This is a genomic window from Nocardia sp. NPDC055053 (genome assembly GCF_053608285.1).
The window spans coordinates 22,995-38,674 of the sequence record NZ_JBSGVD010000047.1 but is presented as its reverse complement, the minus strand read 5'-3'; the positions used below and the strand labels follow the sequence as shown (position 1 = coordinate 38,674).

The 15,680-nt window shown below is 70.8% G+C and carries 3 protein-coding genes; all 3 read right to left on the bottom strand.

The annotated features are described in order from the left end of the window. Positions 1-40 precede the first annotated feature (40 nt). From ACWF82_RS30865 to ACWF82_RS30855, 3 genes are read right to left on the bottom strand one after another with little or no spacing between them, the layout of a single operon-like run. Positions 41-886: an ABC transporter permease gene (locus ACWF82_RS30865; RefSeq protein WP_452506910.1), complete on the bottom strand. Its 846-nt coding sequence runs from the start codon at positions 884-886 to the stop codon at positions 41-43. A 41-nt stretch (positions 887-927) separates the two neighbouring features. After that, positions 928-1,920 (bottom strand): ATP-binding cassette domain-containing protein, encoded by a 993-nt coding sequence (locus ACWF82_RS30860; RefSeq protein ID WP_452506906.1) that lies wholly within the window; start codon positions 1,918-1,920, stop codon positions 928-930. After that, a complete protein-coding gene (locus ACWF82_RS30855; RefSeq protein WP_452506904.1) occupies positions 1,917-15,584 on the bottom strand; it encodes an amino acid adenylation domain-containing protein in 13,668 nt (4,555 codons plus the stop codon). Before ACWF82_RS30855 ends, ACWF82_RS30860 begins: the two co-directional genes overlap by 4 nt. Positions 15,585-15,680 lie beyond the last annotated feature (96 nt).

The window sequence follows — 15,680 nt, the reverse complement described above, 5'->3', positions numbered from 1 at the left end:
TCCGGGAGGCGGCCTTCGCCGTTGCCGGTCGCGCGAGCGCTCAGTGGCTGGCGACCTTGCGGTACTGCAACAACGCGGCGGGCATGGCGACCGCCAGGATGACCAGCGAGCAGATGACGGCGTAGAGGACGCAGTTGTCGGCGGCCCAGCCGGTCGCGGGGGCGAACGACGGTGGTGCGTCGTTGTCGAACAGCTTGCGGCCCGCCGCGGAGACCGCGGTGATCGGGTTCCATTCGGCGATGGTGCGCAGCGGACCCGGCAGGGTCTCGGCGGAGATGAACGCCGAGGAGATGAACGACAGCGGGAACATCCAGATCAGGCCAGCGCTCTGCGCGACCTCGACGGTCGGTGAGATCAGGCCGGTCAGCGCGCCGACCCAGGACATCGCGAAGGCGAACAGCAGGATGATGGCGAAGGCCAGCGCGGCGTCGGCGGCACTGCCGTGGATGCGCCAGCCGACGATGTACCCGCAGATCACCATCACACCCAGGCTGAGCACGTTGACGACCAGGTCGGACAGCGTACGGCCCATCAGCACCGCCAACCGTGACATCGGCAGCGTCCGCATCCGGTCGATGATGCCCTTCTGCAGGTCGCCGGCGAGACCGACGGTGGTGAAGGCGGCATTGAACGCGACCGTCTGGGTGAAGATGCCCGCCAGCAGGAACTCGCGGTACTGGTCGCCACCGAGCGACGCGCCGAAGATGTAGGCGAACAGGAACACGAACATCAGCGGCTGGATCGTGGCCGTGACCAGCAGCGTCGGTACCCGCAGAATCGTCAGCAGGTTGCGGTGGGCCACGATCGCGCTGTCCCGGATGAACCGGGCCCGCGGCCGCGCGCCGTCGGCAGCGGCGGGACGAGGTGAGCTCGTCTGGATCGGCATTTCACGGGTCTCGTGCTCATCGGAAACCTCCGGTGCCACGCTCACGACAGAATCTCCTCTTGCACATCGTCGGTTTCGGATTCTTCGACGGCCGGTTCGGCCGGAGTCCCGGTGAGGGAAAGGAACACGTCGTCCAGGGTGGGGCGGACGACAACGGCGTCGACGACGCACACGCCGGCGTCGTCGAGGCGGCGCAGCGCTTCGACCATGGTGCGGGATCCGTCGCCGACCACCACCGACACCTCCGCGCTGCCGGGTTCGTGGATCGGTTCACCGACGCCGACCTGCTGCAGGACCTTCACCGCGGGCCAGGGGCTCTGCCCGGCGGCGAGGGTGACGGTGAGCCGGTCACCGCCGATGGAGGTCTTGAGTTCGTCGGCCGAGCCCCGCGCGATCACGGTGCCCTTGTCGATGACCGTGATCCGGTCGGCGAGCAGGTCGGCTTCCTCGAGGTACTGGGTGGTGAGCAGGACGGTGGTCCCGTCGTCGACGAGCTCACCGATCACCTGCCACATGTCGAGCCGCCCGCGCGGGTCAAGGCCCGTGGTCGGCTCGTCGAGCACCACCACCGGCGGCCGCGCGACCAGCGCGCCCGCCAGGTCGAGCCGCCGGGCCATACCGCCGGAGTAGGTGCCCGCACGCCTGCCCGCCGCGTGCTCGAGGCCGAGGGCGGCGAGCAGCTGCTCGGCCCGCGATACCGCTTGCTTGCGGGACATGCCGTACAGGCGTGCCACCATGCGCAGGTTCTCGTAGCCGGTCAGGTTCGCGTCGACGGCCGCGTACTGGCCCGACAATCCGATCCTGGTCCGCGCCGTGGCCGGGTCGGCCAGTACGTCGACTCCGGCGACCCGGATCGAACCCGCGTCGGGCCGTAGCAGCGTGGTGACGACCCGCACGGTGGTCGTCTTGCCTGCGCCGTTGGGACCGAGCAGGCCGAGTACCGTGCCCGCCGGGATCTCCAGGTCGATCTCCTTCAGCACGCGCACCTTGCCGTAACTCTTGGCCAGGCCACGTACTTCTACCGCCAAACTCACGGACGCATCTCCTTCTGGCTGCCTCCGCACACGGTGATCTCCGGGACCGCGTCGAGGTGGCGATGCAGCACGGGGCCGATCACCGCCAGCGATTCCGGCGTTGTCATCGCCGCATGCCTGCAGGGCAGGTCGTGGTTGTGGATGTTGCCGGTGACGAACGGCTGCCAGGCTTCGGCGCGCCTGCCGGGATCGGCGGCGTTGATCTCGTCCGCCGCCGCGGTGAAGAACACCAGGTCGCCGTCGAAGGTGCGCGGCCGGAACCGGTTGGCCATCACCGTGCCGTCGGCGTACCCGGTGTAGAGCCGTTCGAGATTCTCGACCGAGAGCGCGGCGAACGGGCCCGGCTGTGCCCGCAGCAGATCCGCCGCTTGGTGCAGGTCGAGATCGGCGGGCAGCGGTGCCCCGCCGACGAGGTCGGCACCGAACTCGCCGAGGATGTCGGCGACGCTGGGCATCGCGGTGTCGAGCCAGCGGTCGCCGAGCTGGTAGCTGTCCATCATGGCCAGCAGCGCGACGTCCTCCCCCGTGTCCTGCAGCTGGACCGCCACCTCCTGCGCGATCAGGCCGCCGAGCGACCAGCCGAGCAGATGGTAGGGACCGTGCGGCTGGATCGACTTGATAGCGGCCACATAGTGTCCGGCGGCTTCGGGGATCGTGGTGAACCCGTCGTCCCCGGACACGTGCGGCGCTTGCAGGCCGTACACCGGTCGCTGCGGTGCGAGGTGCGCGAGCAGACCCGCGTAGCACCAAGCCAGGCCGATCGCGGGATGCACGCAGAACAGCGGGGTGTCGTGCGGGCTGGTGGACGGGCGGATGGCGAGCACCGGTCCCGTCGCCGCCGCCATGGCCGCGCCGGCGTCGGCGCCGTCGAGCCTGGCGGCGATGCCTGCCGGAGTGGCGTCGCCGAACATCAGCTGCACCGGCATGTCGTAGCCCTGCTCACGCAGTGCGGCAACGACTTTGGTGGCCAGCAGCGAGTTGCCGCCGAGTTCGAAGAACCCGTCGTCGGCGCCGACCCGCTCGACGCCGAGCACCTCGGCGAACACCGTGCACAGCGCCACCTCGGCCGGGGTCACCGGCGCGCGGTAGCCCTCGGTCGCGACGAACACCGGCTCGGGCAACTGGGCCCGGTCGAGCTTGCCGACGGGAGTCAGCGGCACCTCGTCGAGCAGCATCACCGACTGCGGGACCATGTAGTTCGGCACGTGCGCGCCGACATGGTCGAGCAGTTCACGCACCGTCGGCGCGGCGCCTGCGCGTGCCTTCACGTACGAGACCAGCGCGGTGACACCCGCCTGCGTGGTGTGCCCGATGGTGAGGGCGAACTCGACGTCGATGTGCCTGCCGAACGCGACGTCGATCTCGCCGAGTTCGATGCGGAAACCGCGCACCTTCACCTGGTGGTCGGTGCGGCCGACGTACTCCACATCCAGCGTCGGCTTCGCGCCGCTGCGCCAGCGCACCAGGTCGCCCGTGCGGTACATCCGTTCGCCCGGCGCGCCATAGGGATTGGCGACGAAACGCTGCGCGGTCAGGCCGGGCCGGTTGTGGTAACCGCGGGCCAGCGCCGAACCGGCCAGCTGCAACTCGCCGGTGACACCGATCGGGGTCGGATGCAGCCGCCGATCCAGGACGGTGGCACTGACGCCCCGGATCGGGCCGCCGATGACGATCGGGCCCTGTGGGCTCATCGGCTGCGGCATCAGCGTGACGATCGTCGTCTCGGTGGGGCCGTAGACGTTGTAGAAGTTGCGCCCCTGCGCCCAGCGGGCCAGCAGGTCCGGCGGCAGCGCCTCGCCGCCGACGAGGACGTGCGCGAGTGAGTGCACACCCGCCGGGTCGACGGTGCCGATCGCGGCGGTGGTGACGAAGGCGTGCGTGATCCGCTCGCGGATGAACAGCTGCCGCAGGTCCTCGCCGCCGACGATTCCCGGCGGCGCGATCACCAGGGTCGCCGCCCCGCCGAGCGCGAACAGGATGTCGAGCATCGAGCCGTCGAAACTCGGGGTGGCGAAGTGCAGTACCCGGCTGCCCGGCCGCACGTCGTAGCGGTCGGCGGTCTCGGCGGCGAAGTTCGAGATGCCGCCGTGGGTGACCACCACGCCCTTCGGTGTGCCGGTGGACCCGGAGGTGTAGACCACGTACGCCGGGTTGGCCAGGCGCAGCGGCCGGATCCGGTCCGCGTCGGTGACCGGCGAATCGTCGGTGCCGAGCACGGTGGCGCGGGTCTGCGGATCGTCGAGGACGAGCCAGCGGCAGTCACCGGGCAGCCGATCACGATGCGCCAGCAGGGTCAGGCCGACGGCGACACCGGAGTCGGTGAGCATGTGGCTGATCCGCTGGGCCGGGTAGTTCGGGTCGACCGGGACGAACGCCGCACCGGCCTTGGCGACCGCGAGCATCGTCGCCACCGATTCGACCGATCGCGGGACGCCGAGCGCCACCAGGCTTTCCGGGCCGATCCCCTGACCGATGAGGACCCTGGCGAGCCGGTTGGTCCAGCGGTCGAGGGCGTCGTAGGTGACCACGGTGTCGCCCGCGCACAGCGCCACCCCGTCCCTTGACCGTGCCACCGCGGCGCCGAACACCGCGGGGAAGGTGACCGGCCGATCGGCGCGGGTACCGTGCACCGGCGCGAGCGCGGTCCACTCGACCGCGTCGAGCAGGGCCAGATCGCCCACGGCCGTGTTCGGGTCGGCGGCGACCGCGGTGAGCAGCCGGACCAGCCGTTCGCCCAGCCTGCGCGCGGTGCCCTCGTCGAACAGGTCGGCCGCGTAGTTCACCGCGAGGCTGATGCCGTCGCCGACACGCTCGGCGGTCTGGGTCTCGGTGAAGGTGAACTGCAGGTCGAACTTGGCGATGCCGGCGTCGGCGTCGACGGCCTCGATCCGCAGACCGGGCAGTTCCAGCATCCGCACCGGGTTGTTGCGCACCGACAGCATCACCTGGAACAGCGGGTGATGGGCCTGGGAGCGCGCCGGATTGAGCACCTCGACGAGCCGTTCGAAGGGCATGTCGGCATTGGCGAACGCGTCGAGGTCACCGTCGCGAACGGTGCGCAGCAGGTCGACGAACGCACGCTCGTCGGCGACCTCGGTGCGCAGCACCAGGGTGTTGACGAACATGCCGATCATCGAGTCCAGCGCCGGATGACCACGGCCCGCGGTGGCGGTGCCGACGGCGATGTCGTCGTCGCCGGTGACGCGGTGCAGCAGCACGGCCAGTGCCGCGTGCAGCACCATGAACATGCTGACGTTGTTGGCGGTGGCGATGCTGCGCAGCGCGCGGTGGGTGGCCGCGTCGACCTGGCAGTCGACAGTGCCGCCCCGGTAGGAGGGCACCGGCGGCCGCGAACGGTCGGCCGGGACGGTGAGCAGTTCCGGCAGGCCGTCGAGCACCTCGCGCCAGTGCGCCAGCTGCTTGCTGATCAGCGAGTCGGGGTCGTCCTCGGTGCCGAGGAGTTCCTGCTGCCACAGCGTGTAGTCGGTGTACTGGATCTCCGGGATCAGTTCGCCGAACTGTTCGCCTGTCCGGATACCGCGGTAGGCGGCGGCGACCTCACCGGCCAGCGGTTCCAGCGACCACCCGTCCATCGCGATGTGGTGCACGACGAGGACGAGCACGTGCTCCCTCGACCCCGCGACGGCCAGCTTGGCCTGGGTGGGCACGGGCAGACCGGTGTGGTCGACCGTGATCAGCGCCGCCCGCATGGGGACCGAGGCAGACAGATCGAATCCGGGGGTGACGAACCGGGTGACGGCGGCATCGACCTCGTCCGGCCGCACCGACGCGTGGAACAGGGTGACGGCGGCGATCGCCGGGTCGAGCACGAGCTGTTCGGGCTCGCCCGAGCTCTCCGGGAACACCGTGCGCAGCGTCTCGTGCCGACGTTGCACCCTGTGCAAAGCGGCAATGAGCGCATCCAGGTCGATCGGGCCGTGCAGGCGCAGCACCACCGGGATGTTGTAGGCGCCCGCCGACTGGCCCTCCCCCTGCGCGCCCGCGTTGAACCGGTTGAGGAACCACAGCCTGCGCTGCGCCGCGGACAGCGGAATCCGGTCCGGGCGTTGCTGCTTCACCAGGTCGGGGCGGCCTTCGTCGCCGGACGGCCCTGACTCGATGAGCGCGGCGAGTTCTTCGACGGTCGGCGCGGTGAACACGGTCCGCACCTCCAGCCGCACATTGCTGGCCGCGGCCAGCCGTGCCACCAGCTGGGTCGCGAGCAGCGAGTTGCCGCCGATGTCGAAGAAGCTGTCGGTGGCGGAGATCGACGTGGTGCCGACCAGGTCGGTGAAGACCTGGGCGACCAGCCGTTCGGAGGCGGTCTGCGGCGCCCGGCCCGCGGTGACGGTGAATTCCGGTTCCGGCAGTGCGCCGCGGTCGAGCTTGCCGATCGGCGTGAGCGGCACGCGATCGAGCAGGGTCAGCGACGCGGGCACCATGTGCCCGGCCAGCCGGGCCGCCGCGTGCTCGCGGACCGCGGCCAGTTGCGTCGGCTCGGTCCCGTCGGCGAGCTGCACCCAGGCGACGATCCGGTCGTCGCCGGAGATCCGCCGGACCTCGGTGTGCGCGAACCGGACATCCGGGTGGCTGCCGAGCACCGCGCTGATCTCGCCGAGTTCGATCCGGAAACCGCGCACCTTGACCTGGTGGTCGCTGCGGCCGAGGTATTCCAGTTCGCCGCCGGCGGTCCACCGCACGACGTCACCGGTGCGGTACATCCGGGTGCCCGCCGGCCCGGACGGGTCGGCGACGAAACGGCCCGCGGTGAGGCCGAAGCGCTCGTGGTAACCCTGGGCGATGCCGGGCCCGCCGAGGTAGAGCTCACCCGGCACTCCGGTGACGACCGGCCGCAGCCGCTCGTCCAGGACCAGGGCCCGCGCGCCACGCACCGGTGTGCCGATGGCCACCGGCACACCCACCCGCATCTCCGACATCGCGGCGATGACGGTGGCTTCGGTGGGACCGTAGGCGTTGACGAAACGCCTGCCCGGCGCCCAGCTCGCCACCAGATCGGGCGGCACCGCCTCGCCACCGGCCATCAGCGCGCGCAAACGCGGCAGCGGCCAGCGGGTGACATCGATCGAGGCCAGCACGGCAGGCGTCAGGAAGGTGTGGGTGATGTCCTCCCGGTCGAGCAGCGCGCCGAGCTCGTCGCCGCCATAGATGTCGATCGGTCCGATCACCATCTCGGCGCCCGACCAGACCGCCAGCAGCATGTCAAGGACGGAGACGTCGAAGCTGGGGGTCGAGAAGAAGAACGTGCGCGCGAAGCGGTCGAGGCCCGTCCGCTCCTGCAGGTCGACCGCGAGGCTGACCAGACCACTGTGGGTGACCGCGACGCCCTTCGGCAGACCGGTCGAGCCGGAGGTGTAGATCTGATAGGCCGTGTCGGCGGGCCGCACCGGGCGGATCCGTTCGGCATCGGTGATCGGGACGCTGTCGTAGCCCGCGAGCTCGGCGTGCAGGTCGGCGTCGTCGACCAGCAGCCACTGGGTGTCGAGCGGACCGGCGGCCTCGCGCAGCGCTTCGGCATCGGACTTGGTGGTGATGACCGCGCGGGAACCCGAGTCGGTGAGCATGTGGCGCACCCGGTCGGCGGGGTACCGCGGGTCGACCGGAACGAAGACCGCGCCGCTGGCGGCGACGCCGAAAATGGCCAGCGCGCAGTCCAATCCACGGGTCAAGCCGACGACGACCCGGTCACCGGTGCCGATGCCACGCGCGATCAGCGCCCGGCCGAGCCGGTGTGCCCGGAAGCCGACCTCGTCGTAGTCGAGCTCGCCCACCGCACCGTCGACGCTGCCGCCGGCGAACCAGCGCAGGGCAGGCCGATGCGCGAACTTGGTTGCCGCGCGTTCGACGATGTCGGCCAGCACGACCGGCGTCACCGGGGCCGGGCCCTGCGCGGGCACCAGGGCACGGTGTTCGTCGACGGTGAGCGCTTCGATCTCGCACACCAGCTGCTCCGGGTCGGCGGTCGCCTGGGTGAGGATCAGCACGAAGCGTTCCGCGAGGGTCTCGATGGTGGCGGCATCGAACATCTCGGCGGCGTAGACGAAGTCGAACCGGAGACCGCCGCCCTCGGCGGGCGCCACCCGCAGTTCGAGATCGAACTTGGCGCGGGCGATGTCGAGTTCGTCGGCGGCGAGCCGCAGACCCGGCAGTTCCAGCTCCGGCGCCGGGTCGTCCTGCATGCTCAGCGCGACCTGGAACAGCGGATGCCGGTTGCTCGCCCTGCTGTCGCGGCCGAGCGCGTCGACGACCCGTTCGAAGGGCAGGTCGGCATTGGCGATCGCGGCCAGTTCGTCGTCGCGGTCGGCGTGCAGCAGGTCGACGAAGCTGCGGCCGGGGTCGACATCCGAGCGCAGGACGAGGGTGTTGACGAACATGCCGACCAGGTCGTCGAGCTGGATGTCGGTGCGTCCGGCCACCGGGGTACCCAGGGGGATGTCGCGGCCGCCGGTGACGCTGCGCAGCAGCACCCCCAGCGCCGAGCGCACCACCATGAACAGACTCACGCCGGTGTGCGCCGCCAGCTCGTGCATGGCCCGCTGCAGCGGTGCCGAAACCTCGCATTCCACACTGCCCGCCACGCCGGTGGGGTCGAGCGGACGCGGCCGGTCGAACGGCAACGGCAGCTCGTCGGGCAGTTCCGCCAGGGCTTCGCGCCAGTGCGCGAGCTGGTTGGCGGCGATGCTGTCCGGATCGTCCTCCGCGCCGAGCACGGCGCGCTGCCACAGGCTGAAGTCGGCGTACTGCACCGGCAGCGGCGCGCGCACCGGCGCGGTGCCACCGCACCTGGCCACGTACGACAGCGCCAGGTCCCTGGTCAGCGGGCCCAGCGACCAGCCGTCGGCGGCGATGTGATGGATGATCACGCCGAGGCGGTACTCGCCGGGCGCGACCCGCAGCAACTGGACGCGCAGCGGCGTCTCCCTGGTCAGGTCGAATCCCTTGCGCGCCAGCTCGGTGAGTGCGGTGTCCGCCTGCTCGGGATCGCTGTCGACGACCTCGATCGCGGGAACCGTCTGGGTGATCGGCAGGACCACCTGCTGGGCACCGGAGAGATCCTCGGGGAAGACCGTGCGCAGCACCTCGTGCCGCTCCACCAGATCGGTGACGGCGGCGCGCAGGGCGCCGAGGTGCAGATCTCCGCCGATTCGCAAGACGAATGCGATGTTGTAGGCGCTCGATTCGGGGGACAATCTGTTGAGGAACCACAGCCGCTGCTGCGGCAGCGACAGTGGTATGCGTCCCGGGCGTGGGGTGTGTACCGCCAGCGCCACCCGCTGCGTCCGGGGCGCTTCCGTGATCAGCTGGGCGATACCGGCCACGGTCGGCGCCTCGAAGATCTGCCGCACCGGCAGGTCGACACTGAAGTCCGAGTGCAGCGCGGCCGCCAGCCGGGTGGCCAGCAGCGAGTTGCCGCCGATCTCGAAGAAGCTATCTTCCGCACCAGGCACCGGGCTGCCGAGGATCTGGGTGAACACCGCCGCGACCCGCATCTCCAGATGGGTACGCGGCGCGCGGGTGCCCGTGGTGACGGCGAATTCCGGTGCGGGCAGAGCCTTTCGGTCCAGCTTGCCCGCCGGGGTCACCGGCATCCGGTCGATCACGGTGACGGCCGCGGGCACCATGTACCCGGGCAGCCTGCCGCGCGCGGTGGCCAGGACGGCCGCCGGATCGACCGGACGCTGGGGGGTCACGTAGGACGCGAGCCGCTGCTGGCCGTGTTCGTCGACGTGCACGACGGTCAGCGCCGACTGCACCCCCGGGTGCTCGCGCAGGACATGGTCGATCTCGCGCAGTTCGATGCGGAAGCCGCGGATCTTGATCTGGTCGTCGGCGCGGCCGAGGAACCGCAACCGGCCCGTCGGGTCGGCGACGACGAGATCGCCGGTGCGGTACATGCGTTCGCCGACCCGGCCGTGCGGGTTGGCCACGAACCGCTGCGCGGTGAGCGCGAGCTTGCCGAGGTAGCCGCGGGCCACACCGGGTCCCGAGACATACAGCTCGCCGGGTGTGCCCGGCGGCACCGGGTGCAGGCGGCGGTCGAGCACGAACAGCCGCATGCCACGCACGGGCCCACCCAGCGGAGCAGGCTCCCCCGCCTGCATGGCGGCACTCGCGGTGACGGCGACGGTCGCCTCCGACGGGCCGTACATGTTGTGCATCCGGTACTTCGGCGCCCACGTGTCGACGAGCGCGTCGGAGCAGGCCTCGCCACCGACGATGACCGTGCCCAGATCGGGGAAGTTACCGGCAGGCACGGTGGCCAGCGCGGCAGGCGTGATGAACGCGTGGGTGATCCGCTCCGACCGGAGGAAACCGGCGAGCTCCAAGCCGCCGTACAGGTCGGCGGGGGCGACAACGATGGTCGCGCCCGCGGCGAAACCGAGCAGCAGTTCCAGCACCGAGGCGTCGAAGCTCGGCGACGAGAAGTGCATGGTCCTGGCCGCATCGGTCACCCTGTACAGCTGCGTCTGCTCGCTGGCGAGCGAGGCGATGCCGGCGTGGGTGACCACGACGGCCTTCGGCGTACCGGTGGAACCGGAGGTGTAGATCAGGTACGCGGGCTGACCGGCCCGCATCGGGTGCCTGCGGTCGGTGTCGGTGAGCGGGGTGGCCGAGCTGCTCGCGCAGTCGGCCTCGAACTCGGCGGTACCGAAGACCAGCCATTCCGGCGCCTTGCGGTGCTTGCCGGTCGTGGTGGGCAGCGCGGCGAGATGTTCGGGCAGCGTGAGCCCGAGCACCGCACCGGAATCGCCGATCATGTGCGCGATCCGCTCCGCCGGGTAGGCCGGGTCGACGGGCACGTACGCCGCGCCGGACTTGGCCACCGCCCAGATGGCGACGATCGATTCCAGGCTGCGCGGCAGCGCGACAGCGACCACCGCTTCCGGCCCGGCGCCGTGCGCGATCAGGCTGCGCGCCAGCCGGTTCGAGCGCTCGTCGAGCTCGCGATAGGTGGTGTCGAAGCCGAGGTAGCGCACGGCGACGGCGTCGGGCAGCCGCTGCGCGGTCTCACCGAGCAGGCGGGCCAGCGTCCCCGCGGGTTCGGCCGGTGCGCCCGCGACGGGGACCAGCCGTGCGGTCTCGCGGCGATCGAGCAGCGCGAGGTCACCGGTGGGCTTCGCCGGGTCGGCCACCATGGCGGCCAGCAGCGTGGTGAACCGCCGGGCGATCGCTTCCACCGTCGAGCGGTCGAAAACGTCAGTGGCGAAACCGAATTCGGCGTGCAGCGGCCCGTCGGCGTGCTGGTCGCGGACCTCGAGCTGCAGGTCGAACTTGGCGACCCCGGTCTCGACCGGCACCAGTTCGGCCGCGACACCGGGCAATTCGACCCGCAGTTCCGGGGTGCGGTCGTAGGACAGCATCACCTGGAACAGCGGATGCCGCGAGGTCGAGCGATCCGGGTTCACCAGTTCGACGAGCCGCTCGAACGGCACGTCGGGGTTGGCGAAGGCGTCGAGATCGGTCTCGCGGACCAGATCGAGCATCCGGCCGAAACCGGCGGCCAGGTCGACCTCGGTGCGCAACACCAGCGTGTTGACGAACATGCCGACGAGGTCGTCGAGGCCAGGGTCGGAGCGGCCCGCGATGGGCGTGCCGATGGCGATGTCGGTGCTCCCGCACAGGCGGGCCAGCAGGGTCGCGAGCGCGGCGTGCAGCACCATGAACATGCTGACCCCGCGACGTTGCGCGAGTTCGCTTGCGGCACGGCGGGTCTCGGCGTCGACAGTGAAGGCCACCGTGTCGCCGCGGGTGCCGCGCTGCAGTGGCCGTGGCCGGTCCAGCGGCAGGTCGAGCTGATCGGGCAGGCCTGACAGTGTCTCGCCCCAGTGGCTGAGCTGCTTGCCCAGCGGCGATTCCGGGTCGTCCTCGTGGCCGAGCAGTTCCCGCTGCCACAGCGCGAAGTCGGCGTACTGCACCGGCAGCGGTGTCCACTGGGGCGCGCGGCCCTCGGCGCGCGCGGCGACCGCGACCATCAGGTCCCTGGCCAGCGGGGCGACCGACCAGCCGTCACCGCAGATGTGGTGCAGGACCACCAGCAGCACGTGGTCGTCGGCGCCGACCCGGTAGAGCGCGACCCGCAGCGGGGTTTCGGTGCGCAGATCGAAGCCGCGCCCGGTCACCTCGGCGACCCGGCCGGCCAGATCGGCGGCGATCACGTCGACCGGCTCCAGTGCCGGTTCCACCGCGGCAGCCGGGTGGATCAGCTGGTAGGCACCGGCCGGACCGGCGGGGAAGCTGGTGCGCAGGCTCTCGTGGCGATCGAGCACGTCCCGCAGGCCCGCGCGCAGCGCGGCCAGGTCGAGTCGCCCGGTGAGCCGCAGGGCGAGCGGCATGTTGTAGGCAGCGGCGTGCTCGGCGAACCGGTTGAGGATCCACAGCCGCTGCTGGGCCAGCGACAGCGGCACCCGTTCGGGCCGCACCGCCGGAACCAGCTTCGGCGTCGAGGACTCGGACCGGTGCGTGCTGAGGTAGCCGGCCAGCGCCGCGATGGTCGAGGTCTCGAACAGCTCCCGGATGGTCAGGTTCGCGTCCAGCGAGGTGTTGATCCTGGCGACCGCGCGGGCCGCGACCAGCGAGTTGCCACCCAGGTCGAAGAAGCTGTCCTCGACGCCGATCGCGGTGCCGTCGAGCGCGAGCACCTCGGTGAAGATCTCGGCGAGCGCGCATTCCAGCCGGGTCTGCGGTGCGGCGGCGCCGGTGGTGAGCCGCACCCCGAGCGCGGGTTCGGGCAGCGCCTTGCGGTCGACCTTGCCGTTGGCGCTCAACGGCAACTCGTCGAGCACGACCAGTGCCGAGGGCACCATGTAGGACGGCAGGCTGCGCCGCAGCCCCGACAGCAGCACGGCGGGCTCGAGCGCCGCCCGGCCCGACCCGGCGACCACGTACGCGACGAGTTCGCCGTCACCGGTGCGACCGGCCCGCGCCACGCAGACCGCGCGGGCGACGTTGTCCTGGGCCAGCAGCGCGGACTCGACCTCGCCGAGCTCGATCCGCAGACCGCGGACCTTCACCTGGAAGTCGGTGCGCCCCAGGTATTCCAGAACAGCGCCGTCGATCTGCCAGCGCGCCAGGTCGCCGGTGCGGTACATGCGCTCACCCGGGGTGAACGGATTGGCGACGAACCGGTCGGCGGTCAGGTCGGGACGGCCGAGGTAGCCGCGGGCCAGCTGCGCACCGGCCAGATACAGCTCACCGACGACCCCGGGCGGGACCGGCCGCAGCTGCGCGTCCAGGACGTAGGTCTGGGTGTTCCACACCGGGGAGCCGATCGGCACCGTGGTGGCGTCGGCCGGGCACGGCCAGTAGGTGACGTCGACCGCGGCCTCGGTGGGGCCGTACAGGTTGTGCAGTTCGGGGCCACCGGACGGTCCGTGCAGCGCGGCATGGAAATCGGCGACGGTGGCGCCGGGCAGCGCCTCACCGCTGCAGAACACGCGCCGCAGCCCTGCGCCGCCGGCGGCCCGCGGGTCGGTGACGAACAGCGACAGCATCGACGGCACGAAATGCGCTGTGGTGATGGACTTCTCGGTGATGATCCGCGTCAGGTAGGCCGGATCGCGGTGCCCGTCGGGCGCGGCGATCACCAGGCGGGCACCCACCTGCAACGGCCAGAAGAACTCCCACACCGACACGTCGAAGGTCGCGGGGGTCTTCTGCAGCACCGCATCGGTGTGGTCGAGCGGATATTCGGCCTGCATCCACCGCAATCGGTTGACGATCGCGGCGTGCGTGACACCGACGCCCTTCGGCTTGCCGGTCGAGCCGGAGGTGAAGATGACATAGGCGAGCTGCTCGGGCCGCAGCGGCGCGAGCCGGTCGGCGTCGGTGATCGGGGCGACGTCGCGCCCGCTGACATCGAGGGTGTCCAGATCGACCCGCTCGACGCCCTCGGGCAGCCGCACCATGTCGCGCGCGGCGGTGAGCACGCAGACCGGACGGGCCTGCGCCACCACCGCTTCGATCCGGTCGGCCGGGTGTTCGGGATCCAGCGGCAGGTACGCGGCACCGGTCGCCAGCACCGCGTACATGCCGACGACCATCTCGATGCTGCGGTGCAGGCACAATCCGACCGTGGTCTCCGGACCGGCGCCGCGGGCGACGAGTTCGCGCGCCAGCTGGTTCACCCGATCGTCGAGCTCGGTGTATCCGACGGCGCGGTCGCCGAATTCGAGCGCGACGGCGTGCGGGCTGCGGCGCACCTGGTCGGTGAACAGCGACACCAGCGTGCCGGTGGGCACCGGCATCTCGGTGGCGTTCCATTCCCGCAGCACCCGATCCTGCTCGGCATCGGTGATCGCCGTCAGTTCGCGGGTGGGCGTGCTCGGCTCCGCGGCCAGGAAGCGGGCGAGGAAGTCGAGGTAGCGGCCGTGGTGGGCGGCGACTTCGGCTTCGCCGTAGAGCTTGGGGTTGGCTTCGAAGTCGAGGTGGACGCGGCCGCCGTCACCGTTGTAGATGTTGATCGAGAGGTCCTCGACGGGGCCTGTTGCCAGCACGTTCAGCCTGCCCGCGATGTCGCCGAACTTCAGCTCGTCGTGGAACAGCATGATGTTGACCATCGGCCCGAAGAAGCCGCGGGCGTCGCGGGAGTAGCCGCAGTCGCGCCGGATGTCGTCGGAGCGGTAGCGCTGGTGGCGCAGGGCGCCGGTGATCTGCAGTTCGGTCTGGCGCACGACGTCGGCGACGGTGGTGTGCTCGTCGAACCGCACGCGCAGCGGCACCACATTCGACACCACACCCGCCGAGCGGCGTAGCGCCACCGTGGTGCGGGCCGAAACCGGGAGGCTCAGCACGACATCCGAGTCGCCGGTGACCGTGCGGACATAGGCCGCCAGCGCCGCGACGATGAGCGCGGAGTTGGCCGAACCGTGCGCGGCGATCGCCTCGGTGAGCAGGTCGTCGACGGCGGGGTCGAGGACCCCGGCGGCGCGATGACGGCCGGGGTCGTGGGTATCACCGGTGGCGGTGACCGACGACAGCGTCATCGGCTCGCCGACGCCGGCGAGCTGTTCCATCCAGTACTCGCGGTCGGCGCTGAACCGGCTGGACTCGCGGTAGCGGGATTCGTCGGCGTAGAGATCGACCAGCGCCGTGGCGCGGGAGACCGACGGTTCGCGCTCTTCGCCGATGGCGGTGTAGATCTCGGCCGCGCGCGCGAGCGCGTTCATCGCTCCGTAACCGTCGATAACGATGTGGTGTCCGCGTTCGTACCAGAACCAGTCCTCGTCACCGATTCGCAACACGATATTGGTGGTGAGCGGTTCGCGCTCCATGTCGATCGGCGTGCTGGCGTGCTCGTTCATCCAGCGCAGCGCGGCTGCTCGCGGGTCGGGCTCACCACGCAGGTCCATCCGGCCCCAGCCCGGCCGCCATGCCATGTCCACCCGTTGGTGCGGTACCCCGTCTATCTCGAGTAGGCGCACGTGTCCCACCTGGGATTCCGCGCCGAAGCGCTCGATCGCGTGCAGGAGCCTGCCCGGGTCGAGATCACCGTGCAGTTCGACGTAGTGGGCGATGGTGAGCGGAATATCGGGCCGGATCCGTTGCGCGTACCACAGGGCCGTCTGACCGGGCGAGAGAGCGAACGGCTGGCCCGGATCGTCGTCTGTGACGCTTGAGCTGACGCGGTCGGTGGCCAATGAACTCATCAAGCACTCCGTTCTGCCTTTGTGTCACAACTCCCCGAGCTTTGCCCGGGCGCACAACGGCCCAGGGCGTGGCTATCCACGCCCATTGATTCGGAG

What these genes read in the sequence shown, in the direction of transcription:
- ACWF82_RS30855 (WP_452506904.1), bottom strand. Translation starts at nt 15,584, where the DNA reads ATGAGTTCATTGGCCACCGACCGCGTCAGCTCAAGCGTCACAGACGAC.
- ACWF82_RS30865 (WP_452506910.1), bottom strand. Translation starts at nt 886, where the DNA reads ATGCCGATCCAGACGAGCTCACCTCGTCCCGCCGCTGCCGACGGCGCG.